We start from the raw sequence: 26986 nt of genomic DNA, 5'->3' as shown, positions 1-26986 counted from the left end.
ATGATAAAAAGCCTGGTTTCCCAGGCTTTTTATGTGGAGTTCTAAGGTATTTATTATCCAGTATGACGATGCTTGACTACAGCTAGACAGGTGTCATCTCTAATTTAGATATGATTAAGTTATCCAAGCCGCAGAATGGGAGATTTTCTGCTTTCGCTTGTACGATCGCAGATTGATTATCTGTTGCTAAAGCAATTCGAGTATTAATTCTAGGTAAAAGAGTTTTCCATTGTGCATCACTTATCTTACCTAGCAAAGAAATTTCTGGCCCCTCAGTTATATCTACATCATCTTCCATGAGCAAATTCATAGTCAAAGACGATAAAAGCATATCGGCTTCCTCATCAGAAATATTTTGAGTATCAATCAGAAGAGTTACGTTACTTTTATCTGGGTGAGTAGTAAGAGTAGAAATGGCACTTGCTAAATCTTGATATAGTAGGTCTTCTGGCTGTGACCAATCAGGGAAAGTAATTAAGTTAATATTTCCTAAGCGGAAATTTTGACTCAGGGTATCTGCAAGATATTTACTAAATAGTTCTTGGAAGAGACTGCCTATTTTAGCTGAGTAAGAGCGACTATCTAGAAAACTAGGATTAGCTTGCATTTTTTCCTTGATTTGGGCGCTCTTTTGTTGGCGGAATTCAGGATCGGTTCCGAGTGCAACTGCTAACTGTATATAAGACTCTTCACTATCTGCAACTAAACCAGGTACATCAAGTGCTTGCACCATTGCGGCCCCCATTGCAGAGCGAAAACTACTTCCCCGTCTAGCAATTATTGGTAAATTAACCTGTAGTGGTTCTATCAAAGAAGTCGTTCCAGCAAATGGAAAAGAATCTAGATAAATATCGGCAATTTTGAAGTATTCTTTAACTTCTTCACGGTTTGGCACTGGCTGAGGATCTAAGACTACCAGTTTGTCTACTGGTATTCCATACTTTGAAAATACTTTATTTAAGTGATTTACAAAAGCTTTCTTAGGATAACTGTTTGACCAATTCGGGCCAAATGGCAGAAGTACTAAAACGGAGTTTGGAACTCCATAAATTATTTTTGCCCAAGTATTAATTAGTTCCGGGATGATTTTAAAGAAGTTAGCACCAGAGATAAAAATAACTATTTCTTCAGATATACCCAAACTTTCTCGATCAACTTTGACAGTTATATTTTCTTGTTCATTACCATAGCTAAAGCAATGAGCAGTTCCTTCAAGTTTCACTAACTTTTCTTGATATTGCTGTTGTACTGTTGCCGATGGATCGGTTAGTGTACCAGAAATGTAATAATCTATATGCCTCATTCCTGTTGTTACCACAGATCCGCCACTTGTGATTTGTATTCTAGCTAAGCGATGCATTGATAAGAAGCCGATTTGATTTGTTACTGCCGTCACATTGGTAGCAATAAATAATATATCGAGATTATCAGCACGAATAATATTTACCTGTTCTGCTAAATCTTGTGGCAGTAGTTTAAAAGAGTTGGCGCAGCTTTGGCAATATTGCTCTAGTTGATGACCAGTTTGGTTAAGAGAGTACAAGATTACTTCAAAATCTCTACTGATATACTCATAAATAGGAAGGTAAGCAAATGTTTCAGAACCAGGTAGAAAATGTGCAGCCAGGATACCCAAACGAGTTTTTTTTCTGGTTATAGGTCTATCAGAAAACTCGTAATCTACCTGATAACCCTTAAGCTTCAGTAAAAACTCTATAATCTCTCCACGTTTAATATAGATATCTTTAAGATTATGCTCATTAAAATATAGAGGGATAAAATTAGCAATAGGAGTAAATTTATCAATTATTTCATGCCACAATGAAGAATCAGGATTTTTTAGTATTGATGTGTGTAAGTAATCAATCCATCCCTGCATATAGTAATAGTAATTATCTGCATCACCCGGTTCTTGAAAATTGACTGGGGATGAAAACAGGAATTGCAGATAGTCTTTAACTAACCAACGAGGTATGCGAGAGAGATCATGCTGTAATGGTAACTGGTCAGCACGTCGATACAGCATAGCTGCTAGCAAATACTGAATTGCTTTTGGCTGCTCAAAACCTTGAGATATATTTTTAACAATATGATTAGTGAAAATTTCTTCTTCTTCACTTAGACTTTCAAATTTGATACTACTATTCAGTAACATCTGATGTGTTTTACCTAGCAGACTAACGTACCTATCTTTTATCTGTTCATCAGAAATATTTAGCCATTCTTCTGCTATTTGTTTTCGCAACTGACATAATTCAGTATTCTGGTCACTCAAAGCTACGTATCTATAAAGAGCCTGTTGTCTCGTTGCTTGAGGATACCGTGTATCATTGTAAATTGTCTGAAACAGTTTTTGGTAATCTAATAAAATAGCATCTTTTAAAGCAACATTACGACGAGTTTGTTGTTGTGGATGTATCCTAAAGTGAGATAAAGCTTTGTCAACAAAACCGATTTTGTATTGACTCATAATTCTGAGCCACATTTCTAAATCTACAAGTTGACAAAACTCAGGATTAAATAATCCTACTTTTCCAAAAACATCTTTTCTAATGAGAACTGTGCTTGGCTCTCCAATTTTATTAATTGGATTGTCAAGTATATTTGGATCTAGCAAAAGTTGCTGTCCTGATTGAATCGGCTTTAATATTGACCAAGCTTTGTGTACATCCTTAGCTTCGTGATGTATTAAAAAGTTGGAATCATAAATGGTATGACCAGTATTAGTGAAGAGTGTTCGCGGCGAAAAGACTAAACCTATCTCTTCATCTTGTTCAGCCACATTAACCATTTCTTCAATAGCAGTTGGCTCTAGTAAATCATCTTGAAATAAAAACTTTATATATTTACCTTTAGCTTGAGAAATACAAAAATTCCAATTTTGGGATAGTCCATACTGAGTATGTTCGAGGATTGAAAAATCAAAGGATAATTTTTGGTTAAATGATTTAGCAATCTCAACTGTTCTGTCAGTAGAATTATCATCAGATAAGATAATTTCTATATTTGGATAGGTTTGGCATAATACACTATTAATAGCCTCTGCAATAAACCTTTCCCCATTGTAAGTAGGAATACAAATACTCACAAGAGGCTGAGAAAGTTCTTTTGGTTCTATTTCAATATCTTGACTATAGTGTTGTCTTATTTTCTGATTTTCTGCTTGAATTTTAAGGTTTAGGTTTCTAATTAAGTGAGGGCTACAGCAAGGATCATATTCAAGAATTTTACCCCACTTTTCTTGCATGAAATTAACTGCTATCTCTTCAAAATATAAACGTTCTTCCTTGCTGTTTTTAACTTCCCAACTGCTGATTTTATGGTGAATGAGCTTGACATGAGGAAGATAAATATTTTTATAGCCTTTCACTATCAGTTTTAAACACAAATCCACATCGTTGTAGACAATAGTTAATGTTTCATCAAATCCATCAACACTTTCAAACACGTCTCTACGACACATTAAACAATCTTCTGTAACGGCTGAGACGTTCTTAATCAATGCTATATTAGCTAAGGTTTCGTATTCGTCTATTTTAGTAAGTCCTTTATAGAGATGACTAGCAATTTTACCTAAACCCAGTGCTAATCCTACATGTTGAATAGAGTTATTAGAATCAATTAAAAATGCACCAACCGCACCAATACACTCTCTTTGAACTTGCTCAACCATTACATTGAGCCAATCTCCTTGAATAACCTGAATGTCACTATTCAAAAAAAATAAATAATCACCTTGTGCTTTTGTAACAGCATAATTATTTAGCTTTGAGTAATTCAATGGAATGTTATGAGAGTAATACTTAAATCGATTAGGCTGTTGAACTTGCCACTTATCAATAAATTTTAATTGATCAGAGATACTACCATTATCTATGATAATTACTTCATAGTTTGGATATAAAGTTTCTGCAAAAATTGATTCTAGGCATTGGTTGAATATGGAGCTAAAGTCTCTTGCAACAATGATAATGCTAACTAGTTTATAAGAGTCTATTTCGTAACGAGCATGGTAATGCCCAGGAATATTAGAGTCTGGTAAAATTGTGCCTTTTTCGCCTCTTCTAAAAAGCGCATCTGTCAAAGCCTTAAATCCTGCTTCATAGGCATAAGATTTTGCAGTTGTAGAAGCAGATGTAGAACCAGAGTGAAGACGCCAATGATATAGAATTTTAGGTATGTGAAATATTTTGTTTGTTTTCTCTGTCAATCTCAAAACCAAATCGTAATCTTGACTTCCTTCATAACCAACTCTAAAACCACCAATTTCGTTAATAAGAGATCGGCGATAAACACCAAGATGGCAAGTATACATCCGAGACAAAAATGAATCAGGACACCAATCTGGTTTATAAGTAGGATAAATAAATTGGTTGTTGTCATCAACTTTATCTTCATCTGAATAGATCATATCTGCATCTGGATGCTGATTGAGCAACAGTGCTACTTCGTATAAGGCATCTGATGTTAATAAATCATCGTGATCAAAAAGTGCTATAAACTCTCCTGTTGCTATTTCTATAGCTGAGTTAGAGGAACGAGAAATATGGCCATTTTCATTTCTGAAGATAACTTTGATGCGGGAATCTGTTTGAGAATACTCTTCTAATATTTTTTTAATATGAGGTTGTGTAGAAGCATCATCAGCAATACATAACTCCCAGTATGGATAAATCTGATTTAATACAGACTCAATGGCAGGTTTTAAGTATTGCTCAGGAGTATTAAAAACTGGGAATATAATACTAAAAACAGGTTGAAAGTCAAGATGAAAAGCTTTGAATTGTAAAAACTCTATACTCCTTTTTATCTCATATCTTTTTTCGTTCAACTCAATACTAGCTTGTACTAATTGCTTTTCATTGGTCGTGTTGAGAATATTTTTAATAGCAAAAAACCGATCAAAAAATGATTGTAAATCATCTAGGTCGTAGTGTTTAAGTTTAGGTGGCAGAGTAGTTGATTCTCCCTGTTCCAGTTTTATCAATCCTTCTCTCAGTACCTGTGGTGTATGATTTTTTTCATAATGTCTTCTGGAATAAAAAGACTCTGCGCTTAATATCTCGGAATTAAGCGTACTTAAATAGTTATAAAGTTCATCTAGTTTCTGCCAGCGAAAAGCTTCTGGATATGTAATATCAGTAGTACAAAGTTGGCGAGAGCGATAATTATTATGAACAATAATTGGTGTTCCAGATGCCATAACTTCAATAACCGATTTTCCACCTCCTAAAGGAAATGTATCTAAATATATATCTACGGTGTATTCATGCATTGCCAGCCCTAAGCTTTTTACCCAAGGAACATGAATAAATCTTTCTAAGCTGATTTTAAATTCTCTTAAACCTCTTTTTATAGTATTTAGTGTATCAGATGATAAGTCACCAATATGTATGTGGACTCCACCAGTAGTAGCAATAATACTAGATATTTCATGAATGTAGGAGTATAAATAAGGCGTTCCTTTAAGTTTATTTTCACTAATAGAAGAACAAGTTATTAATTTACCTGATGATGAAGAATAAGACAAATATTGGTTAGGAATATTATCAACTACTAAGGGAAGATAAATATTATTGGAAAGTCCTAAATTATTACGACAGTTATAGAAAGACATAGGCGCGAAATCTATATGCCGTGCATAGGAAAGATATACACCTAGAGAAAAAATATGAGCAGCATGATGATAAAAAATCAAGTTTGGAGTTAGATTTGGCTGTACCGCTGCTATTGCTACAGCATCATGTGGGTGATTGAGTAGAAATACTTGCTCGGCACGATTCATACTTAAAGCGTGCTGAAGCCACTTAAGCTTATCTAACGCTTCGCCTACTGGCCCCCAAAGAATTTGGATATTCAAGGGGCTAAATCTAGTTTCCACTGCGAACCGATCAGTTAAGCTAAAGGTATCAGTAATTAGAATTAGATGTTTTTTGTCTGGTCTAGCTTTAATTAAATCTTCAATGACAGCAGTATGTCCTCCCGATTTATAAAGCTCACTGGCAATATAAACTATTAGTTCTTTATTTATATTGGATTCATTTTTTAAAAGAGGTTTCTGAGTACAGATTGTACAGCTACCAATATTTTGGCACAGTCTATCTAAAGTAATTGAACCAAATACGGTACTTACAGTCATTATACTGGCTTCTTGCCCATATACTATTGTATTTGCAAGGTTAATAATTGAATCTAAAGCTGAATTCAAATCACCTGCATCGATCAAACTTAATATTTGTGATTCCAAATCTCTTACTGATATAGACATTATTTTATTACCCCACCTAAAATAATTAGTTTTTTCAAATAATTTAATTTTAAGAATAAACTAGTTCATATTTATAGTGAAATTCTTGTAAGAATATCACCTACCCAACACTATATTTAATTTTGCAGTAACCTGCAAACTATTCTTCAAAAATAAAGCTTATAATTAACATACAAAAACATATTGGCAAAACTCTATAATGTGCTGAGAACCTGTATTATACTATTCTCTTAATCCTAAATAATGAACTTTTAAATCAATATTTTTAACTTCCGTTATCTATGCTCCTTACAGCTTTAATAAATTCATCATAATCGCGATAGTAGTCAGATTCTTCGTAGTAGGTAGATGCTAAAACCATGCAAACAGAACCCGATGAAAAATTATCTAGTTCTCGCCAAACCATAGAGCTAATATAAAGACCGTAGTAAGAACGATTTAGAGGAAAACGCCATTTGCCATGTCCATCATCTAAAACCACATCAAAACTACCAGACATAGCAATAATTAGCTGCTGTAATTGTTTATGGGCGTGTCCGCCTCTCTCTGCTCCTCCAGGAACATCGTAGAGATAATAGACTCTCTTGAGATCGAAGGGAACATGCTTATTACCTTCTATAAATGTTAAATTTCCTCGTGGATCTTGTACCTTTGGTAGATGAATAATACGACACTGTTCAATACTCATATTCGTAGGCTAGTCATTTGAAAAGCTTTCTTAATTGATATGTATTAGATTAGAGTAAGTTGTCATTATGTTAACAATTTAAAAATATCTAATACTTATAGAATGCATTTTTTATTTTCAAGAAATTGGAGAAAAGGTAAACAAATCTCATCATCAGCCATGAATAAAAATAGCTTTGAGTTTTAACATAGTATTCCAATATGAACAGAGCTAACCAGCTTGTTCACTATTGCTGATATCTTTAATAACTCGTGCTGGATTACCTGCGACCATTTTACTAGCAGGAACATCTTTACTTACAACGGATGCGGCGGCAATAACAGATTTTTCACCAATAGTTACTCCTGGTAAGATATTTGCTCCCGCACCGATAGCTACTCCATCACTAATCTTTGGTCCAATAATACGACCTTCGTCGTAACCTAATTTACCTATAGCCCGATCATTTGTAGTGCTAACTAGCACACTAATAAATACATCATTACCAATCTCACAATTACCTGTAATATGCGTAAGATCCATGATTTTAGTATGATTGCCAATATTGGTATTGTAATTAATAGTTACATTTCTACTGACAAGACAGAAATTGCCGATTGTAACCTTCTCTCTAATTGAAGTGTTCTCACAAATTAAGGTATTGTTACCAATGCAAATATCATAATAGATTACTGTATTTGGCCCAATGACACAGTTATCACCAATAAGTACCTTTTCTTCATAGTCTATTTTTCTAGAAACTGCACCAGTTCCTTTAGGTCGTTTGCCTAAATAAGCACCTGGAAAAATTTCTACATCGTCACCAATTATTACTCCCGCTTCTATAACAACATGAGGATGGATAATCACATTGTTACCTAAAATAACTCCAGCAGAAATAACTGAGTAGTGTCCTATCGCTACATTATTTCCAATTTCATTTGTTTCAATTATTGCTGTTTTTTGTAGCATGATCAACCTTTAATGTTCAGTCGATAGTTGAAATAATTTCTTCTTAGTATTAGCAAAACGAACCAATTCACCACTTAGCGATCGCCATTTCCTTGTTGCTTCTTAACCTGATCTAATACAACTTTGTAATCTTGCCGTTCGGGGTGCAACTTCACCAGCTTCTCTAAAAGTTCCCTTCCACCTTTAGCATCCTTCAATTGCAACCGCAGCAAAGACAGTTTCTCTAAAGCAAGTTGGTTTTCTGGTTCCCGTTGTAAAACCAGCTCATAACCCTGCGCCTGTTGCTGTAATGCTGACTCCGCAGAAACAGACGCAGTTGCTGGCTTAGGTTGGCTAGCCTGTTGGATTGCTGGAATAACTGCAAATACGGTAGATCCAAAAAACGAGAAGATAGATACTATTGTTAAAATCTTCTGTCGCCGCTCAATCTGCTTTTTACGGGTGATTAGGTATTCTTCCCCTGAACCAGGCATGTATTAATTATTGCTGTGGTAAATAGTTAGGTGTCAGCAACCCTCCCGTTTTGAGGATACCCATCTGCTCAACAGAAACTAACATCTTGGCTAAAAATTTTTTACACAAACTTTAAAAGCTGACTCTGAAGACGAGGGAATTTTATGGTAAGCCCATGCTGTACAAACAATTTTGCTATGCGTAGTTTACCGCCGTAGGCATCGCTCCCATACTTCCAAGCAAAAACCTCTCCTACACCTGAACAGAGCCTAACCCTCCAGGTCTTATTCTTTAGGCGGAAAATTAAAATTATATAAATATTTGCGATGATTCTGCCTAATGCCAGATGTTTGCGATATGCTAAATAGCATTTAAATAAACGAAAACAGAGAACATTTCTACTAAATTGCAAATTTCGCTTGTCAGGCAAAAATTTTCAACCTAGCCCGTGTCATAGTGGGTTGTTCAAAAAGCAAACATATTATAGAATTTTCCCAGTCGTCCTCAGTCTCACTACTTAGCGCAACTTCCAGAGGGACTAATTATTTTGCTAGGTGTTCACAACAGATATCTGACAAAAGGTACTTGTTGCACTCTCGTGCTTAAAGGCTATAAGTTAAGGGGAAAAAGAACACGGGAAAAGGTTAAAAGGAAAACAGAAGCATCCTTTATCTTTTAACCCTTACCCTAAACTTTTGTCTGGTTTCTGCAAAAAGTTTTAAGACTACTTGGTGAAATTGGAGTTTTGTGGTGGTAATTACCGTACAAAACCGAATTTACCAGTAATTTAGTAGAGTTTGTTATGGTATAGTTAAAAAGTTAAGACTAGCTTTACCAAAATTACACCACTCTACGACCCGGCAACAATTGCAGAATGGGAAGCAGTTTTAATTAAGTATTTACCAACAAAATCTGAATTCAATCGAGGTTATGACTCAGCAAGTGATTCACCCGATGGTGAAATTGCAGCGCAACGTGCAATCACTCATAGAATCGAATATTATCAAGCCAAGTGATAGCATCTGGAAAATCGCTTTGCTCTATGGTAATGAATGGCAGCACTGGAAACAGGAACTCCTAGACTTTGGCTTTAGTATGCAAGACCCAGTTAGTGAACTGCTAGCTGTAGAAACTTGGGATGAAGAATAGGCAATAGACAATAGGGAGTAGGGATTTTTAATATTCACCACTCCCAATTACCCCTTATCCCCAGAAGGGGGTCTACCTTCCCCATTTCTACTCCCTAAACTTTACAAGCAGCTAAGGCCGCAGCTAATTCCTTTGCAGTTTGGTAGCGATCGCGTGGCAATGGTTCTGTAACGCGATCAATTAAATCTCTTAATTGGGAACTGATGGTGGGAACTTTTGCCACATCAAACCTGAAGTTGCGCCCCTTTTGGCGATAATACTTAAACGGGTTTTCACCTGTGAGCAGAAAAATCAGCGTTGGCCCAATTGCATACAAGTCAGATTGAGTCAAAGGTTGTCCTCGTTCTTGTTCAGGAGCGCAATAACCTTCTGCACCAATCCGGGTACCGGGCGCTGTGCCAATTTCCTTAACTGCACCAAAATCCAGTACTACTATGCGATTTAGTGAACTTCGCACCATTAAGTTGGCGGGTTTAATATCTCGGTGAATTAGTGGAGGTTCTTGGCTATGAAGATATTCTAAGATATCGCAGGTTTGGATCATCCAAGCGATCGCTTGGCTTGGCGTAACTGGCCCATTTGTATAGACACGTTTCTCTAAATCTTGTCCGTGGATTAGTTCCATTGCCAAGTATTTTTTTCCGCCTTCGACAAAGAAGTCGTAATACTTGGGTATTCCCGGATGGTTAAGGGATTTGAGAGTATGCGCCTCCCGCTCAAATAATTCTTGAGCTTTGGCAATTTTTGCCATATCAGCATTCATTTGTTTCAACACCAGCAGTTGTGGGATACTCCCAATCTGACCAGCCCCATCCCAAGCGAGATAAGTAGTACCCATACCTCCTTGTCCAAGAGTTCGCAACACCTGATAATGGCGAATTTTCTGTTGTACTGAGAGAGGTTGACCGCAGTGGATGCAAAACAGATTGTTTGGGGAGTTACCTTCGTGCGTACAAGTGTATTGGCCTTGGGCTGAATAGACTGTTGCAACGGCGTTTTCTTCTGTTCCTTGTATTTGTTGTGGCGATCGCAAACCAGTTTCCAGTACTGTTACCTCCTGAATTTGGAATTGCAGTATTGGGCCTCCTTGTGCTAGTTGCAAAAGGGAATTATCTGGTAACGGACTCTGAATCACAAGGACACCGTTGAGGAAAGTCCCATTTGTACCCTGACTAATCAGCCGCCAACCACTGCCATTGTCGGCAGAATCAACGTGTCTCAGTTCTAAATGATGCCGCGAAACTAAACTGTCAGTTAAAACAACGTGATTATCTGTTGCTCGACCAATCCGAATTATGGAAGAGTTCTCAAAGCACCACTGCTGGAGGGGCGTTTTCTGTTGCGGTTCTAAGAGAGTCAGACTAACCACAATACAACCTACAAGGTAAATGGATTAGGGAGTGGGCATTGGGCATTGGGCATTGGGAATGGGGCATTGGGCATTAAACTTATCCGCAAATTAGGTTTTAACCCCCTGATTTATAGAGCTTTTTGGTTAATTCGCGAATATGTCTATTGGTAATTGTTGTTTTTTCTTATTCCCCATTCTCCATGCCCCATTCCCCATTCCCAATACCAATTCCCAATACCAATTTATTTTTAACTTTCCAAATTTGGGCGTACTTTTGCCCGAATAAGTATACCAGTAATGTTGTCGTGACCATTGTATTGGTTTCCTAAATCAATTAATTTTGTAACACCTTGTTCTAAGTTAGCGCCGGAACTAAGTAAGGGTTCTAAATGAGTCTGCCAATGGGTTTCTAGTAAATCATTATCTGATAGACCGTCCGATGCCAAAAGCAGAAGAGTATCTTCATTAATCTCAAAAAAGCCTACATCAGGATTAATCGAATTTTCATCACGAGGCCCCAAAGCTTGGGTTAGTTGGTAGGCATCCGGACGGGCGTAAGCTATGCTTGCTTCCACTCCTCGGGTAATTTCCCGTTGCCCAACTTCATGATCTACCGTGACTTGTTCTAGTCCCCTCTTACGCGTCAAGCGATAGAGACGGCTATCTCCCACATGAGCAACTGCTGCTTGAGTATCTTGAATTAAGAGCATTACCAAAGTTGTACCCATACGCCCTACTCCAGAACGGGCATCTTGTTGATTGAGCTTGTAAATCGCCTCATTAGCTAAATAGACTGCCTCACGAATGCTATCTTCTGTTGGCAGTTGATTGGCAATCCAGTGTTCTTGAAAGTATTGCCGTAGGGTGTTGACTGCTAACTCACTGGCTATCTCACCGCCAGCATGTCCACCCATCCCATCGCAGAGAATATACAAACCATGCCCTTCCAGAACTCGACTTTTAGGGAACTCCAACTTTTGGATTTTGGTTTCAATACCAAAGTAGTCTTCATTGTGATGACGTTGACGACCTACATCTGTGCGTCCTGCATCTTCCAAGCTACTTAACTGCATCGCCAGCACAACAGTTGGCATATCATCTTTGCTAATGATGATATCTTCTGGTTCGTCTGATTGCGGCATAGTGGGCACAGTAGTATTGTTCTCCTTTATTGGGGGCAAGGTTGCGGTTCCTAGTGCTTCTAATTCAATAGAGATTTCCTCCAAACGCGATCGCAATTGTGCGATGGTGTGAATCTTACCTACATCTAAATCTCCCAACATCTGGACTACAGAGCCAAATTGAGTGCGTTGAGACTGCCTAAATAGTGCTTGCCAAACTCGCCCCAAAGCTTGAATGGTTAACGGCTCCTCTGCAATAGCAGATGTTTGGGCTTCGGCATCTTCTGACGACTCGCTGACGGGCAGAGAACTTGATGAGTCCACATACAATCTTTGTAGCGCCAGCGTTTGGTCTTCATCCAATCGCAAATTTGATAAATCTAAAAGGCTTTGACGACAATTTACTGGTTCCAACAATGCCCAAAGTTGGGTCATTTGATAACACCAGTGTAAAATTTTTAACGAACTTGTTGTCTCTTCTTGCCATAAGTCAACTAAAGGCTGCCAATTTGAGCGGTCTTCAATTATTACTACCTGCATATCCCCCTGCTGCCATGCATCGTGAATCAGTGGTATCTCGCGCCCACTTTGGGAGTGTAAGGCAATATAAGGTTTCGCAAGGTGGGGAATTCTAGTTGCATCTACTGATGGCGTTAGTAAATCTGATTGCTGACTTGCTAGTATTGCCTCAATTGGTGATATTTGATACGGCTGGCAGTCTAGAACTCTCACACCTGTAACAGTAATGGTGGCAGTTTCCGTTTGGGTAGGTAGCGGATCTAACAATTGATAGCGCTCTTGGGAGTCTAAATAAGAGCCTAATGCAATCTGAGAACTAGGAGATAGAGGAGATGATGAGGATATTGCTTCTTCATCTTCTTCTAATCCCACATCTTGCTCATCTGTCTCTACTCCCAAAACTTCCCCAATCGTTTCTTTAGCAATAATTGCCCAAAACACTGTTCCACATTCCGTGCCACAGTTGTGACAAAGTAGTGCATTTACAGGTACATCTTCGGCGCTGCATTCAGGACAAACTTTGTGGGTCAGGGATGTGCCACAGCTTTGACAGAATTTATTGCTTTTGGGGTTTTCAAATTTACACTGAGGGCAAATCAGCATAGTGGAAGTTCCTTTATTCGCGCTCCAAGGTGCTTCTAGCCACTAAGATCAAAGGTGCCACAATTGGCTGTCCCTGACTAAAGTAGACCTACAAGAGATTGTAGTTTATCAATGAATTTTGGTGGCAGTATTAATTGTGACGCATATTAGATAAATATTTAATATATTGGCAACCAATTGCTTATGAATGGGGAGTGGGGAATGGGGAATGGGAAATGGGGAATGGGAAATGGGGAATGGGAAATGGGGGCAGAGAGAGACAAGGGGGACAAGGAAAATGAAAATAACCATGCCTAATTCCCAATTCCCAATGCCCTATTGTCAAGAGTTTGGCAATTGCGGGGGTTCTGCGTTAAACCATTTTTGATAAATTTGCTTGTAAATACCATTGGATAACAAAGTCCCTATACCTTTGTTTATTGCATCTAAATGGGGGGAGTCTTTAGGTATAGCAATTCCGTAGTATTCTTCAGTGAGCAAATCGGCAACAACTCTGATGCCTTTGAGTTTGCCATTTTTAATCGCATACAAAGTTGCAAAAGCATCGCTAACCACAGCATCAACGTTGCCATTGAGTAAGTCCTGGAAAAATTCTGGGCCAGAATTAAAAGTACTAATTTTGGCATTTGGGATGGTTTTGGCAAAATCTGCCCCGGTGGAACCAATTTGTACAGCGATTTTTTTACCTTTGAGACTGTTGAAGTCTCTAATATTCTGGTTGTCTTCGCGGACAGCGATCGCTAGTCCGGCTTTAAAATAAGGTCGTGAAAAAGCAATTGTTTTCAGGCGTTCGGTGGTAATGGTGATTCCGCTAATTGCCGCATCAACTCTTTTAGCTTGCAAAGTCGAGATCATGCCATCAAAAGGTAGCCTTTCAAACTGGACTGCAAAACCTGCTACTTTAGCGATTGCATTCATCAAATCAATATCAAAACCTTCCAAGTCCCCGCTAGCCTTTTGGATTTCAAAAGGGACAAAGGTGGGATCTGTCGCCACTCTAAGAGGTATAGCATCTGAGTTATTAGTAGGATAGAAATTTTTACAGGCAATAATCAGTAGCAGACAGCCTAAGCTTAAAATTAGCTGCTGCCACTTGAGGTTAAATAATTTCACTGTAGTAATTCCGTTCCATCAGTCAAGATTCACGATAGTTGTCATGATGTTATAAGAAAGAATACATCCGTCAGCAGCTACAATCCACCATGAATTCTGGGCGACTAACGAAAGTTTCAGACCCCCACTCTCGTTAAAAGTTGAGAACAGAGGAAACTTCCAATCTCGGTTTTCGCCAATTACCCTCTTGTGTGTTGTGTACTCTGACTTCCAATTTTTAACTACTTATGGTTTCTACAACCCCTGCTTACCAAATTACTGATTTGTTCGCCGAACGCGCAAAGAACCTTGCACCACCAACTTACGGTACAGAGTTAAGCAAAATCGTCACTGTCAGCTTTGCCTACGGTCTAGCCGATCCAATTCTCTTTCCTCACACTGACTTGGCTGCTGCGAGTGCCGTTGTGCTGGCAGAAGAGGCTCCGATCGCTCTCAATTACGGCCCGCCTTCCGCTCAACTGTATGAGCAAATTATCCTCCGCTTGCAGGCGAAGGGAATTGCTGCCGATCGCGATCGCCTGATCATTGGCTATGGTTCTGGTCAGATTCTCGGCTTACTACCAGATGTGTTTGTGGAACCTGGTGATGTAGTAATTGTGGAAGGGCCAACCTTCTTGGGAGTAGTTACCAGATTTGTCCACGCTGGCGCACGCATAATTACCATTCCTGTGGATGAGTTAGGGATGGATGTAGATGCGCTAGAAGTAACATTAAACGATTTAAAAAAACAGGGCATCCGACCCCGATTTATTTATACTATTCCCACCTTTCATAATCCTACAGGTACTACTATGCCGTTATTTCGCCGCCAAAAACTGGTAGCATTAGCGGCTGAGTATGGCGTTCTAATCGTGGAAGACGATGCTTATAGCGATTTGCGCTTCCGAGGAGAAACTATGCCCTCCCTGGCAAGTCTTGACCAAGAAGGGTGGGTATTATATGTGAGTACCTTCTCGAAAATTATTGCGCCCGGTATCAGGTTGGGCTGGGCTTGTGGCGATCCAGCAATTATTGAGCGCCTGGCGATGTTCAAAAGTGAGGGGCCTGTGGGGCCATTTGTCAGCCATGTGGTCGCTCGCTATTGTGCTACAGGGAAACTAGAGAATCACATTCAAGAGCTAATTGCCTGTTATAAACATAAATGCAATTTGTTATTAGAAGCGATCGCTCAAGAGTTTCCCAGTGATATCGTTGCTCTGCGTCCTGATGGTGGCTTCTTCGTTTGGTGTAAATTGCCACCAGATATCAGCGCTAAAGCACTTCTAATGGCTGCCAGTGAATATGGCATCAGTTTTCTGCCAGGGACTCGCTGCTATGCCAATGGACAAGGGGATGATGCCATTAGGTTAGCTTTTAGCTTTCAGCCAACACAGAAGATTGTTGAGGGAATCGCTACATTAGGATCGGTATTGCGCGGATTGAGGTAATTTGTAATGACGCTCTCTATAAGATGCTGTACGTAGCTTGCTTCTCCCAAAAATCGAAATTTGGGACTCGTGAAATATCAATCCAAATCTCAACTACAAGAGACTTTGGACTTATCTCCACACCCCATTTGACATTTTAGCGATCGCTTGAAGTTGTCACCAATCTAGGCAGTATAAGAACGAGGAGATTAGCCCTTTCAAGGTGGGTAAAAATATTGGTCAACCAATTCCTTTTTAACCTCTTTTCTCTGTGTTCTCTGCGTCTCTGTGGTAGATAAATTACTTTTAAACCGCAGAGACACAGAGAGCGCAGAGAGAAGAAAAGAGATTTTACAAGTCACCTTGAAAGGGCTAGAACTAGGAGATTTAGTTATTGACCAAATACCAATTTTGTAGCGCCAACCGTTGAATTTCGCGCCAGGGGATATTATGTTTTCTGGCTAATTCTGCACAATCTTCATATTCTGGCTGCACATTGGCAATAACTTTTTCTGGTGATTGTCCCTTCCATGCTACCTTGACACGCACTTTGCCATATTCAATTTCTACTTGTTGAATTTCCCGTTGTAAAATGGCGCGTTGCTGAGTTGTTCGCCGAATACCCAAAGTTGTAGTTTCACGGAATATAACCGCTTCACAACTGAGTAAATTTTCTGGATGACAAATCACAGTCAGCAAAATCCCTGGACGGGACTTTTTCATACCGATCGCTTGGGTAAAAACATCCACTGCACCAGCAGCAAACAAAGCCTCAAAAACATAGCCGATCGCTTGGGGATTTAAATCATCAATTTGGGTTTCTAGTACCGAGATAGTTTCTAAATTTGAGCTAGTATCTTCACAATTGCTGAAATTTGACTGTAAACTTGCGCTTTCGCCCAGCCAGAGGCGTAAAATATTGGGAATTGGTAAATTTATGGTTCCTGCTCCCAATCCTACCTGCTTGATAGCGATCGCGGGTGGTGAACCAAAATCTCTTACCAAAGTAGTAGCGATCGCAGCTCCTGTTGGTGTCACCAGTTCTCTATCAATGCCATTGCTATAAACTGGACAACCCCGCATTTCCCAAAGTTTTAATACTGCTGGTACTGGTACTGCCATTTGACCATGTGCAGCCCGAACAGTACCGCCACCAGTGGGAAACGCCGAGCAGTAAAGCAGGGGCCATCCTTCGTCATTACTCTCAATCCCTAACCAATCTAACCCCAGGCAAGTACCCACAATATCTACGATCGCATCTATCGCACCCACTTCATGAAAATGAACTTTTTCAGGAGAAATCCCATGCACTGCCCCTTCTGCGACTGCTAGCTGTCGGAATACTGCCAAACTCCAAGCTTCTGCTCGTGATGGCAACTGAGCTTTGAGAATCATCTGCTCTATTTCTGGCAAGTGGCGTGTGTGATGGTGATTGTGTTCGTGGTCATGGTGATGGCGATCGTGTACTAAATCCACATGAACTTTAGTCGCCTGCTGGCCGTTCCGTTGGACAAGTTCTGCTCTTAACTGATATTCCTGTTCAATTCCCAATCCATTAAGCTTTTCAATTAAATACTCCACAGGAACACCCAAACTTACCAAAGCACCCAGGCACATATCACCAGAAATTCCTGTCGGACATTGAAGATAAGCAATTTTATTCATAATAAATTAGTCATTAGTCATTAGTCATTAGTCATTAGTCATTAGTCATTGGGCATTGGGCATTGGGCATTGGGCATTGGTTATTCTCCTCTACTTCCCCTGCTCCCCCTGCCCCCCGCTCCCTGCTCCCCAGTCCCCAGTCCCCAGTCCCCAGTCCCCAATCCCCAATCCCCAATCCCTCTATGGCAAAAATTTTCTCAGTTCATCCGGATAATCCTCAAGTTCGCCGAATAGAGGAAATAAAGTCGGCGCTTTCTAGTGGCGCAGTCATGCTTTACCCTACTGATACAGTTTATGCGATCGGTTGTGATTTGAATGCTAAGTCGGCGGTAGAACGAGTGCGGCAAATTAAACAGCTAGCAAATGATAAACCACTGACATTTTTATGTCCCTCGCTTTCAAATGTGGCAACTTATGCCTTCGTAAGTGACACAGCCTATCGAATTATGAAACGCCTGATTCCAGGGCCATACACGTTTTTGCTCCCAGCAACTAAATTAGTACCGCGATTGGTGCAAAGCCCCAAGCGGAAAAGTACTGGAATTAGAGTACCAAACCATACTGTGTGTTTGGAGTTGCTGGCAGCTTTGGGCAATCCAATTATTTCAACTTCGGCACATCTGCCACCAGATGAAGCAGATAATGGCATGATTCGGATAGATCCAGAAACTGTTCAGTCGCGGGTAGAGCTATTTGACCGTTTGGACAAGTTGGTAGACATAATTGTAGACACTGGTGAAGAACCTACTTATGAAGTCTCTACCATCTTAGATATGACCGGAGACGAAGCAGCAATTATACGGAGGGGTTTAGGTTGGGAAGCAGCAGCAGCATGGGTATAAGAAAGAGACTTCACAGGCACACCTCTCCGTTTCGGAAATTGTGATAAAAGCAACTCCAGTTTTTAAATTGTCATATTTAAACGTCATATCTACGACGGGCACAGATGCAATAACAGGATGGTGGTAATAGTCATTACAGCAAGGGATTTGGCAACTTTGAGAAAATGCTGGGTACATGAGTACCCGCGTCAATGTGGTGGCTTGTGAAAAAACCGACACATTGGCATAACTGTAACTCTCTCGTATTTCCTACAGTTTTATATATGAGCTTTAGATGTGAGCATTATATGGGGCAAGTCTTAATTGATAAATGCCCAAAGATTCACAAGCCTTGGCCGGCCTTGATTGCTGTGTCTGCGTTGTAATTACGGTGCAATACTACTCCCTGGAAAAGTCATGAAAGCTAACGTCATCAATCTACCAAACTCTACACCCATTTTTGAAAACCACCTTTCGACCGAAGAATTTTCAGACAGCAGCAGCGAAACCTTGATTGAATTGCTGTGTCAAGAAATGCAAGCACAAGTGAAAGCAGCACCCAGGTGCGTAGAAGCTTTAGCAAACCGCATAGCCGTAGAAGTAGAACGCATTTGCGATAAAAGCTCGCGTATCCAAACATCTGGGCAAATCAAATCCTGGCAGATTACGCTGGGAAGGCATCGGATGCAAAAGTGCTTACGTTACTACCAACTAGGTTCCAAACAAGGGCGGGTGGAATTACATAGTAATTTGGGTGCTATGGTTTACCGCCATGTAACTTTATCTGGCTCTGAGTTGGGCTTTGATGCTCGTTACAGCCTAATTGAAGATTTTTTACAAGCATTTTATATCGAAGCTATCAAAGCTTTCCGCAGAGAAAACGAATTACCTGACGATCACACACCGCGTACTCAGCTGCAATTAGCTGAATATATGGCGTTTACAGAACAGTACGCCAAACGCCGCATCAATTTACCTGGTGGTGCAAATCAGCAATTAATTATCCTGCGGGCCCAAGGTTTTGCTCGTCGTCAGCCGCAAGAGACTACCGTGGATATTGAAATGGCGGTGGAGTCTGCTAAGGGTGAAGAAGCAGAATCTTATCAGCGTAACTCGGCGGTGCAACAGTTGCGATCGCAGATGATTGCCCAAACTAATTTCGATCCATCTGAAGAGTCAGAACGCGATCGCGTCATCACTGAATTGATGAAATATCTGGAGTCTCAAGGTCAATCTGACTGTATGAACTACCTCAGCTTGAAACTTCAAGACCTCTCAGCCCCAGAAATTGACCAAATTCTCGGTTTAACCAGCCGTCAACGCGATTATCTCCAACAACGCTTTAAATACCACGTAGAAAAGTTTGCCAAACAACATCACTGGCAATTAGTACATCAATGGCTAGGCGCAGGTTTAGAGCAAAAATTGGGTTTATCTTCCCAACAGTGGGAAATCTTTGTGAATCAACTTACAGAACAACAACAGCAAATATTACAGTTAAAAACTGCAAGGCAAACTGACCAAGCGATCGCTAAAACCATTAAATGCACCCCCAAACAGTTACAAAAGCGCTGGACTCAACTGTTAGAACTAGCATGGTCTATCCGCAACGGCCATACTGAAGCACAAACAGGTTGAAGCTAAGGTGAAATAACTATAAGACATTATCCAAGCTTATAACTGGGACGAGGAGCGCGAATTTAGCTTATACACTAAGTACAAAATTCTCTTAATCCGTAGCGAATTCTTTGCGTGCCTCTGCGCTTCCCTCTGCGCCCCTACCCTGCGGGAAGGCAAAGCGCCTATGCGTTTAAATTTCACCCTTCAATTCGCCACGATCTTCCGCAAATAACTCTTATCTGAATTTATCTCAATTACTAACTCGTTCCTCATCCAAATTATTAATACATTTGTATTTATTTAGTACAAAAATACCAATAATTTCCGATTTTTTACCCATTAATCCAACCTTGTTTACGTCAGAATAAAAAATTCATATTAAGAAACTGACCCTTTTTTACTATTTCTGTGAAATTCTATAATTAGTAGGACTTTTGGCAGAGGGATTTAGGATGGCTCTGACTCAAGGCGGACGGGCAAATAAGTCGGGGAATATTTTAGAAGGAAATGTTGAAGCAATCTTAAATGGACATAATTATTTCCAAGTAGGGAACTATGTCCCAAAAGAATTTATACTAAATGCTGCTTTATTACCAAAGCGCTATGGAAAAGAAATTTATATTGGAACTGGGATTTATCATACCGATTTGAAGGTTGATTTTTATGTTGTTGGCTCACCTGCAATGCCATCTGGTTTAATTTTCGAGTGCAAATGGCAAGAAAGCCCCGGTTCTGTCGATGAAAAGTTTCCTTACTTGAACATGAACATCCAGCACTATTACCCTGCACCAACTATCGTCATTTTAGGCGGTGAAGGTATGCGAGAAGGTGCCAGCAAATGGCTAAAAACAAGAGTTAATGATAACCATAATTTATTAGCAGTTTATAGCTTAGACAGATTTATTGCTTGGGCAAATAAAAATCTTTAAAAGATGTAATTAATAGTTCGTCAATCATGCCTCTATTTTTTATATTGGAGTTAATTGATCGGGCTGCTTTAATTTTATAAGCTTCAAAATTGATATCTGTATAAATATTTCTAATAAATTCGCTATCAGAATTACAGACCATAATTTTAACACCACGACTTGCCAACTCTGCACAAGTATCTCTTAAAAGTTCTTGGTCTTTTTTACTAAAACAATTTTGACTATAAGCTGTGAAATTGCTAGTATCACTTATAGGATGATAGGGTGGGTCAAAAAATACAAAGTCATCACTGCTAGTTGCATGATTTAGGACTTCTGTAAAATCTGCTTGTTTGATTTCTGCATGAGAAAGAGCTTCTGATGCAGCTTGTAGTAAAACCTCAGAGCAAATATTGGGATTTTCATATCTGCCTAAAGGCACATTGAATTTGCCCTGTGAATTGACTCGATAAAGACCATTAAAACAAGTCTTATTAAGATAAATTAGACGAGCCGCTTTTTCTAGATCAGTCCCATCAGAGTTGTTTCTGACACTATAATAATAATCTTTATTATGTCGAATTTTATGCTCTTTCAATAGAGAAGTTAATTCTTCAACACGATCTCTGACACAACAATAAGTGTTAATTAATTCGGCGTTAATATCAGTTAAAGTTGCTGTCTTTGGTTGGAGATAGAAAAAAACAGCACCACCACCTAAGAATGGTTCATAGTAATTTTTATAACTTTTGGGAAAATAAGGAATATATTGCTGTATCAACCTACTTTTACCCCCTGCCCACTTCAAAAATGGACGCGGGCTAGTTTCCTTGGGGATTTGAATTACCATTTACTTGCGATTTAACTGAAAATAATCGTGACTAAATAAAGCCAATATAACCGACGAGGCATATTTTATATTAGCTGGCTAATTTTCCGGCTGCATAGATTACAATTGAGTTGATAAAGCATATCAAAACAAACGTAAGTATATAACAAGGCAGTTTAGATTCAGATGTTTGACGGATTTTGGGATAACGTCTTTCGCTACCCCCGGTACTTAATTACTATAGTCTTAGGGCTGTTTTTGAACACCTTTGCGCCATTAGTGCCACTGTTGAAGCGCCCTGTTACCTTAATCGCCCTCTTAGGTTTATTTGTGAGCAGCCTAGTCTTTCTTACTTTCACCCTACGGGCAATGCTGGGCTTGAGTGCAATCTAGACTAGCGCTATATCGGGGCTATGCCCTAAAGACGGTTACTCTTGGCGTTGCTTTCGCTAAGTACTGTCTACCCAAATTGCATCTATTTTTGTCGTACAACCTCTGTCAGGAGGCGAAATTTTTATGGCTACAAATCGCCGGGTTTCCCGCGTTGCAGAATTGATCAAACGGGAAGTTAGCCAAATGCTGCTCAACGGCATTAAGGATGACCGTGTGGGTACAGGAATGGTAAGTGTGACTGATGTTGATGTTTCTGGCGATCTCCAACACGCCAAAATCTACGTCAGTATCTATGGTACAGATGAAGCTAAGGTAGAAACAATGGCAGGCTTAAAGTCAGCCACAGGTTACGTCCGCAGTGAACTTGGGGCGCGGGTAAGGCTACGTCGTACACCAGAAGTCATCTTTCTCGAAGATCGTTCCATAGAACGCGGTAACAAGGTACTGGCACTACTAAGCCAACTCAATCACGATCGTCCGCCAGAAAATCTGTTAGCAGTAGAAGACAGCACAGATGAAGATGATGAATCATTTAGTGAATAAGTAACTTAAATAACAATGTAACTTCAGAACAATTAATCTCAGCAAATCCGCCAAACAGTTTACAGACGTGACTAGATCGCGTCTGTTTTAATGTAACCATAACCAACTTCAGCGATCGGTAGTTGCATCTATACGCTTGATGTTTGCCTTGGCTTTCGTCTTTACTCTACTAGGACTTACGCAAAACTACACGCGGTAGGGGCAATACCCTGCGGGTACTCCGTTGGAGAATTCGTAGAGTAGCCGCTTCTCTAGAGATGCTTCGCGTAGCTTGCTTCGACCTAGGAGTATGCGTCTACATGAATTGCCGCTAACTGAACTGAAAATTAGGGTTTTGGCTGTACCCTGCGGGAAGCTAACGCAACGGTGGCTTCAAATCTTAGAGGTTGAATTCCCAAATGATTTGCTCCTCCTGCCTTTACTCCACCCTTTTACAGATGTTGAGCAAAAGAAAACTGTGTAATATTAGTGCTGAAAATAACTAAGCAATTGCAATTTTACTTAAGAAATTGTTAACAGATGATAGGGTAAAAGCCTTCGTAGTGTACTTTAGCCGTTATGTTTTGCAACAGTTTATACCGTAGTATCTGACAAATATTCTTGTGTTGTTTACCCTTAGATAAATACCAGCAGTTCAAGATCCGGCTTTAAGGTGATTATTTGATATGTAAGCGATGCCTGTGGCGGGCTACGCCTACGCAATATGAATTCTTACCACCCAGCAAATCTTGCCTAAATACAGTAATGGCAAGACTTTCAGACTTGTTGCATAAAAACCATATAACCGCCATAGCAGGTTAAGTTAACTACTCGGAATTTTTTTTGTAAAGCAGATTTTTGATAAATGTCAGGATTCGTTGACTTTCTTAACATTTCTTGAGATAATTTCAGGATATCTAGCGTCAAAATAAAAATAGTTCCGTATAGCAAACTACAAAATACTAGCCACAAGTCTAATTTCTGTAATGTTTGTTCCTAATTATTAACGGGAACACTATCGTAAGTGTTAATTTGTGAGTAAAAACCATGAGTGTGAATACGGTGCCTTCTATCAATTACTACTCTCTCGATTTGATCCAAGACGAAGCACGTCGACTGGTGCAAAAGGGAATGATTAGCCGACAACAGCCGATATATACCCTTTGCCAATACATTCCAGCGAGAGAGTGGGTTTGCGTTGAATGTGAATTAGAGAAATGTGACTTTTTGTTGCGCGATCGCATTGGCGACTTAATTGGCCGTGAACAGTGGGACAACGACTAAATCAATGTTTGATTTCGGGTTTGGGGTTGTGGGGGTTAATTTTCGATGTGTGGATGTCACAGTCAACGATCCTACGCCCAATCTGGGGGATAATCTCTGGTTTTAATGAGCATTCACCCATACAGAATCTTGCGTTTTTCATTAACACAGAAGAATTGGAGTCTTAATTTATATAAGTTTTCAAGTTAAAGAAAGCATCAGAACCCTTTTTTCTGTATATCTGGTGCTACAGCTTGAGTTTAGTATGTAAATTCGGTGAAGCTCCTACATTGATCCGATAGAAGTGTAGGAACTTCACTTTTGACTCGCAATCGACAAGATCGCTTCTTTGCGGTTCAAAGGTAGAATCCGTCTTGAAAAGTTTGCTCAGTCGGGCTAACCAACACCAGTTGCGACAATAGAGGAAACCTCCGCAAGTAACTGGCTCAATTTTCGCAAAATCCCAAATTTGTATAGGATTATTTGTTAAAAAATCTCTAAAAGCAGAGAAAAATTATATAAACGATTATCCGACCTGCTCTAAATATTGATTAATGTCTTCAATAATACGGGTAAGTTCAGCTTCAGTAGTCAAGCGGATGTTGACGTTGCGCACAGTCAGCAAAACTTTGGCTGCGAAAGGCGTTGGCCAGATATTAGGATTACAGAAAATTTCTAAAAATACTTCACCCGTATAACGATATTCCATTGGAGGCTGGGGAGTGACTTTACCTCCGCCAGGAATGGGTTTAGCGGCGACAGCTTTCAGGCGTTCCATCAGTTGATCTGTCGCTGTCTTTAATTCTCGTGCTGCTTGAGGTGAAAAACTGAAGGAGACAGAACCTTCAATTAGGTTCAATGTTAGAGGAATTGAAGACATAAGTTTTTATTAAAGCTTATTGATAAGTACTAATCTTACCGGAAGAAGAGACGAAGCCGCCGAGATCGACGGCGGCAAAGCCCAATTTTTTGAGGATGCACCCCCAGGCGCTAATATCGTCGCCAGACAGATTTACACGATCGGATTTTTCCTGGTTCTGCTGTATCAGGCTGCAAAGCCACCATCAATCTTCAGGCTTGCACCGGTAATGAAACCAGCTTCCGCACTGGCAAGATAGGAAACCATCTCGGCGACTTCTTCAGTTCGACCATACCGTTGGAGGGCAATCATACTTTTCATAGTGTCGGCAAAGGGGCCTTCCGCCGGATTCATATCAGTGTCTATCGGGCCGGGTTGAATATTGTTCACCGTAATGCCACGAGGGCCGAGATCGCGGGCAAGACCGCGTGTGAAGCTTGCAATCGCACCCTTGGTTAAAGCGTAAACGGAGCCGCCAGCAAAAGGCATTATGTCACTGTTGACGCTGCCAATCATAACGATCCGTCCACCCTCACCCATGTGGCGGACAGCCTCCTGAGTTGCCACAAAGACACCCTTGATGTTAACTGCGATCAGCCGATCAAAATCATCCATTGAGAATTGATCGATTGGGGCTAAAGTGGCGACCCCCGCATTGTTCACAAGGATGTCAAGACGACCAAAGGCTTTCACTGTATCGGCAACAGCGTTTTTCACGGCTTCGACATTGGCACTGTCGGCGTGAAGAGCCTTGGCTTGGCCACCTGCCGTTTCGATGGCAAGCACCACCTCGTCGGCTTTTTGCGGCGAGCTAGTGTAGGTGAGGGCGACGGCTGCACCATCGTTTGCGAGACGTTTGGCGATCGCTGCTCCCAGACCACGTGAGCCGCCTGTTACCAATGCCACCTTACCTGTAAGTTTTTTGGTACTCATAATATTTCGTGATTGAAACTTGCCGTCTGAGGAAAATTAACCTTTGGAATTATATGGCTCAAGTTCTTACTCAAACTCGTAAGAGGATCAAATTTTCACTCATTCCTCTGACTGGTTAATTTATTTTTAGCGAGGGGAACGTCAAAACTCACCTCTAGGTTTACTAATTATTCAAAAGCCTGTAAATATTTTTCGATTTTGCTGCTCAAATTTTGACCATTTTTTGAATGAAGCACAGGCTTCTTTATCCTTAAAAAGTAGCAAATAAAACTCATTAAGCTCGTCAGTTATCCTAAGTAAGTACAAATCACTGATGGTCATCATAATATCTCTGGATACAATTTTGTCTGGAGTAACTGGATGTAGAAATAACAAAATTAATTAAATTATTTCTGAAATTAATGATAAAAATATGCTGTTATTTATAAATACATTACTAATAGCTATAAAGCTTGTAGCTGCTGTTAGCTATAAAGAATCTCAACAGAATAGTATAAAACATAGAGCCTATAGAGAGACTTAATTCTTACCGTGTAAGACTTTGATACATTTTATTTGTGTTTATTTATGTTTTGAGTTCTACATTAGAAGTCATAGAACTTGATGTGATAAATTATCTATGCTTCACGATAACCGCGCCGAAGTGCGAAAGGTTTTAATTATTACCCTACTACTCAACCTATTTGTAATGGGATTGAAAGCAGTTGTGGGTTACTGGACAGGTTCGTTGAGTTTGCTAGCTGATGCCTTGCATAGTGTGACAGATAGCGCCAACAACGTTTTAGGATTAGTTGCAAGTAAATTTTCTTCTCCACAACCCGATCGCGAGCATCCTTACGGACACCACAAATTTGAAGCCGTGGGAGCTTTAGGAATTGCCTCATTTTTAGGAATAGCCTGTTTTGAAATTCTGCAAGGAGCGATCGAACGAATTCTCAAAGGTGGTGGTGAACCTGTGAGAATATCGCCACCAGAGTTGTGGTTATTGCTAATTGTCCTTGGTGTGAATATTTTTGTGGCGTTTTACGAACGCGCTGTTGGTAAGCGGGTAGGTAGCTCAATTCTCATAGCTGACGCTACACATACCATGAGCGATATTTGGGTGACAATCTCCGTAATTGGCGGCTTGATCGGAGTTTGGCTAGGTTATCAATGGATGGATCTGGTATTAGCCTTTCCTGTCGCCTTGTTGGTATTTTGGAGTGGTTGGTCAGTTTTAAAAGAAAATTTGCCTTGGCTTGTGGATCAAATGGCGATCGCACCAGAAGCAATTCATGCGATCGCTACTTCTGTTCCAGGTGTAATTAACTGTCATGATATTGCTTCTCGCGGTGTTCTTGGTCGTCAGGTATTTATTGAAATGCACTTAATCGTAGATGCATCAGACGTAGAAACCGCTCACCACATCACCGAAGAAGTAGAAAGCCGATTAGAAGAAAGGTTCCGTCCAGTGAGGATTTTAATTCATGTTGAGCCACCAGCATATAAGTCTGAGCAAATTAGCTTTGAAACTGGAGCAAAGTAGTCTCAGCAATTCCAAATCACGCTCTG

The 26986-nt window shown here is 40.0% G+C and carries 20 protein-coding genes; 9 read left to right on the top strand and 11 right to left on the bottom strand.

Features of this window, described 5'->3' with window-relative positions; all coding sequences use genetic code 11:
- Positions 1–82: 82 nt before the first annotated feature.
- The 4 genes from H6G86_RS38205 to H6G86_RS21180 form a co-directional block, all read right to left on the bottom strand.
- Positions 83–6268 (bottom strand): glycosyltransferase, encoded by a 6186-nt coding sequence (locus H6G86_RS38205; protein ID WP_199338375.1) that lies wholly within the window; start codon positions 6266–6268, stop codon positions 83–85.
- Between the two features lie 265 nt (positions 6269–6533).
- Positions 6534–6956, bottom strand: a complete 423-nt coding sequence (locus H6G86_RS21190; RefSeq protein ID WP_190935958.1) for a sugar 3,4-ketoisomerase — start codon at positions 6954–6956, stop codon at positions 6534–6536.
- 210 nt (positions 6957–7166) lie between these two features.
- Positions 7167–7907, bottom strand: a complete 741-nt coding sequence (locus tag H6G86_RS39610; RefSeq protein WP_190935957.1) for an N-acetyltransferase — start codon at positions 7905–7907, stop codon at positions 7167–7169.
- Positions 7908–7981: 74 nt separating this feature from the next.
- Positions 7982–8380, bottom strand: coding sequence for a tetratricopeptide repeat protein (locus H6G86_RS21180; protein WP_190935956.1), 399 nt, complete (start codon positions 8378–8380; stop codon positions 7982–7984).
- 910 nt (positions 8381–9290) lie between these two features.
- Between H6G86_RS21180 and H6G86_RS21175 the strand changes: the two genes are divergently transcribed.
- On the top strand, positions 9291–9509 hold the full coding sequence (locus tag H6G86_RS21175) for a DUF4327 family protein (protein ID WP_012407469.1): 219 nt from the start codon (positions 9291–9293) through the stop codon (positions 9507–9509).
- A gap of 94 nt (positions 9510–9603) precedes the next feature.
- Here H6G86_RS21175 and H6G86_RS21170 read toward each other — a convergent pair whose 3' ends face one another.
- The 3 genes from H6G86_RS21170 to H6G86_RS21160 form a co-directional block, all read right to left on the bottom strand.
- On the bottom strand, positions 9604–10878 hold the full coding sequence (locus tag H6G86_RS21170) for a protein kinase domain-containing protein (protein WP_190935955.1): 1275 nt from the start codon (positions 10876–10878) through the stop codon (positions 9604–9606).
- Between the two features lie 230 nt (positions 10879–11108).
- Positions 11109–13103 (bottom strand): serine/threonine phosphatase, encoded by a 1995-nt coding sequence (locus tag H6G86_RS21165; RefSeq protein ID WP_190935954.1) that lies wholly within the window; start codon positions 13101–13103, stop codon positions 11109–11111.
- Between the two features lie 321 nt (positions 13104–13424).
- Positions 13425–14216, bottom strand: coding sequence for a basic amino acid ABC transporter substrate-binding protein (locus H6G86_RS21160; RefSeq protein ID WP_190935953.1), 792 nt, complete (start codon positions 14214–14216; stop codon positions 13425–13427).
- 227 nt (positions 14217–14443) lie between these two features.
- Here H6G86_RS21160 and H6G86_RS21155 point away from each other — a divergent pair, with 227 nt between their 5' ends.
- Complete coding sequence (locus H6G86_RS21155) at positions 14444–15643, top strand: aminotransferase-like domain-containing protein (protein ID WP_190935952.1); 1200 nt, start codon at positions 14444–14446, stop codon at positions 15641–15643.
- 366 nt (positions 15644–16009) lie between these two features.
- On the opposite strand, the gene larC is transcribed toward H6G86_RS21155, so the two are convergent.
- Positions 16010–17287 carry a nickel pincer cofactor biosynthesis protein LarC gene (larC, locus tag H6G86_RS21150; RefSeq protein ID WP_190935951.1) on the bottom strand — a complete coding sequence of 426 codons (1278 nt, stop codon included), beginning with the start codon at positions 17285–17287 and terminating at the stop codon, positions 16010–16012.
- A 182-nt stretch (positions 17288–17469) separates the two neighbouring features.
- Here larC and H6G86_RS21145 point away from each other — a divergent pair, with 182 nt between their 5' ends.
- The 3 genes from H6G86_RS21145 to H6G86_RS21135 all read left to right on the top strand — a co-directional run bounded on the left by H6G86_RS21145 (position 17470) and on the right by H6G86_RS21135 (position 20657).
- A complete protein-coding gene (locus H6G86_RS21145; RefSeq protein ID WP_174709417.1) occupies positions 17470–18129 on the top strand; it encodes an L-threonylcarbamoyladenylate synthase in 660 nt (219 codons plus the stop codon).
- Positions 18130–18525: 396 nt separating this feature from the next.
- The gene (locus tag H6G86_RS21140) at positions 18526–19746 is read left to right on the top strand and encodes a HetZ-related protein (protein WP_190935950.1); all 1221 of its coding nucleotides are present in this window, start codon (positions 18526–18528) and stop codon (positions 19744–19746) included.
- A gap of 434 nt (positions 19747–20180) precedes the next feature.
- On the top strand, positions 20181–20657 hold the full coding sequence (locus tag H6G86_RS21135; RefSeq protein ID WP_114082053.1) for a PD-(D/E)XK nuclease superfamily protein: 477 nt from the start codon (positions 20181–20183) through the stop codon (positions 20655–20657).
- Here H6G86_RS21135 and H6G86_RS21130 read toward each other — a convergent pair.
- Positions 20629–21486 carry a DNA adenine methylase gene (locus H6G86_RS21130; protein WP_190935949.1) on the bottom strand — a complete coding sequence of 286 codons (858 nt, stop codon included), beginning with the start codon at positions 21484–21486 and terminating at the stop codon, positions 20629–20631. The genes H6G86_RS21135 and H6G86_RS21130 overlap by 29 nt on opposite strands.
- A gap of 165 nt (positions 21487–21651) precedes the next feature.
- On the opposite strand from H6G86_RS21130, the gene H6G86_RS21125 reads away from it, so the two are divergent.
- The 3 genes from H6G86_RS21125 to H6G86_RS21115 all read left to right on the top strand — a co-directional run bounded on the left by H6G86_RS21125 (position 21652) and on the right by H6G86_RS21115 (position 23664).
- The gene (locus tag H6G86_RS21125) at positions 21652–21858 is read left to right on the top strand and encodes a DUF751 family protein (protein WP_012407479.1); all 207 of its coding nucleotides are present in this window, start codon (positions 21652–21654) and stop codon (positions 21856–21858) included.
- A 123-nt stretch (positions 21859–21981) separates the two neighbouring features.
- Positions 21982–22401, top strand: a complete 420-nt coding sequence (gene rbfA / locus H6G86_RS21120) for a 30S ribosome-binding factor RbfA (RefSeq protein WP_114082051.1) — start codon at positions 21982–21984, stop codon at positions 22399–22401.
- A gap of 1026 nt (positions 22402–23427) precedes the next feature.
- Positions 23428–23664 carry a DUF4327 family protein gene (locus tag H6G86_RS21115; protein ID WP_012407481.1) on the top strand — a complete coding sequence of 79 codons (237 nt, stop codon included), beginning with the start codon at positions 23428–23430 and terminating at the stop codon, positions 23662–23664.
- 505 nt (positions 23665–24169) lie between these two features.
- Here H6G86_RS21115 and H6G86_RS21110 read toward each other — a convergent pair.
- Positions 24170–24523 carry a hypothetical protein gene (locus H6G86_RS21110; RefSeq protein WP_190935948.1) on the bottom strand — a complete coding sequence of 118 codons (354 nt, stop codon included), beginning with the start codon at positions 24521–24523 and terminating at the stop codon, positions 24170–24172.
- Between the two features lie 165 nt (positions 24524–24688).
- A complete protein-coding gene (locus tag H6G86_RS21105; RefSeq protein ID WP_190935947.1) occupies positions 24689–25435 on the bottom strand; it encodes a 3-oxoacyl-ACP reductase family protein in 747 nt (248 codons plus the stop codon).
- Positions 25436–26054: 619 nt separating this feature from the next.
- Between H6G86_RS21105 and cdf31 the strand changes: the two genes are divergently transcribed.
- Positions 26055–26960 carry a CDF family zinc efflux transporter Cdf31 gene (cdf31, locus tag H6G86_RS21100; protein WP_190935946.1) on the top strand — a complete coding sequence of 302 codons (906 nt, stop codon included), beginning with the start codon at positions 26055–26057 and terminating at the stop codon, positions 26958–26960.
- The last annotated feature ends 26 nt before the right edge of the window (positions 26961–26986 follow it).

The organism is Nostoc sp. FACHB-133 (assembly GCF_014698055.1).
In the GTDB taxonomy this organism is placed as follows: Bacteria; Cyanobacteriota; Cyanobacteriia; order Cyanobacteriales; family Nostocaceae; genus Nostoc.
The sequence above is the reverse complement of the archived record's forward strand: the minus strand, read 5'-3'. Positions and strand labels throughout refer to the sequence as shown.

Bases quoted from the DNA above. Each gene is read 5' to 3' on its own strand.
- H6G86_RS38205 (WP_199338375.1), bottom strand. From the start codon at position 6,268: ATGTCTATATCAGTAAGAGATTTGGAATCACAAATATTAAGTTTGATC.
- H6G86_RS21190 (WP_190935958.1), bottom strand. From the start codon at position 6,956: ATGAGTATTGAACAGTGTCGTATTATTCATCTACCAAAGGTACAAGAT.
- H6G86_RS39610 (WP_190935957.1), bottom strand. From the start codon at position 7,907: ATGCTACAAAAAACAGCAATAATTGAAACAAATGAAATTGGAAATAAT.
- H6G86_RS21180 (WP_190935956.1), bottom strand. From the start codon at position 8,380: ATGCCTGGTTCAGGGGAAGAATACCTAATCACCCGTAAAAAGCAGATT.
- H6G86_RS21175 (WP_012407469.1), top strand. From the start codon at position 9,291: ATGACTCAGCAAGTGATTCACCCGATGGTGAAATTGCAGCGCAACGTG.
- H6G86_RS21165 (WP_190935954.1), bottom strand. From the start codon at position 13,103: ATGCTGATTTGCCCTCAGTGTAAATTTGAAAACCCCAAAAGCAATAAA.
- H6G86_RS21155 (WP_190935952.1), top strand. From the start codon at position 14,444: ATGGTTTCTACAACCCCTGCTTACCAAATTACTGATTTGTTCGCCGAA.
- larC (WP_190935951.1), bottom strand. From the start codon at position 17,287: ATGAATAAAATTGCTTATCTTCAATGTCCGACAGGAATTTCTGGTGAT.
- H6G86_RS21145 (WP_174709417.1), top strand. From the start codon at position 17,470: ATGGCAAAAATTTTCTCAGTTCATCCGGATAATCCTCAAGTTCGCCGA.
- H6G86_RS21140 (WP_190935950.1), top strand. From the start codon at position 18,526: ATGAAAGCTAACGTCATCAATCTACCAAACTCTACACCCATTTTTGAA.
- H6G86_RS21135 (WP_114082053.1), top strand. From the start codon at position 20,181: ATGGCTCTGACTCAAGGCGGACGGGCAAATAAGTCGGGGAATATTTTA.
- H6G86_RS21130 (WP_190935949.1), bottom strand. From the start codon at position 21,486: ATGGTAATTCAAATCCCCAAGGAAACTAGCCCGCGTCCATTTTTGAAG.
- H6G86_RS21125 (WP_012407479.1), top strand. From the start codon at position 21,652: ATGTTTGACGGATTTTGGGATAACGTCTTTCGCTACCCCCGGTACTTA.
- rbfA (WP_114082051.1), top strand. From the start codon at position 21,982: ATGGCTACAAATCGCCGGGTTTCCCGCGTTGCAGAATTGATCAAACGG.
- H6G86_RS21115 (WP_012407481.1), top strand. From the start codon at position 23,428: ATGAGTGTGAATACGGTGCCTTCTATCAATTACTACTCTCTCGATTTG.
- H6G86_RS21110 (WP_190935948.1), bottom strand. From the start codon at position 24,523: ATGTCTTCAATTCCTCTAACATTGAACCTAATTGAAGGTTCTGTCTCC.
- H6G86_RS21105 (WP_190935947.1), bottom strand. From the start codon at position 25,435: ATGAGTACCAAAAAACTTACAGGTAAGGTGGCATTGGTAACAGGCGGC.
- cdf31 (WP_190935946.1), top strand. From the start codon at position 26,055: ATGCTTCACGATAACCGCGCCGAAGTGCGAAAGGTTTTAATTATTACC.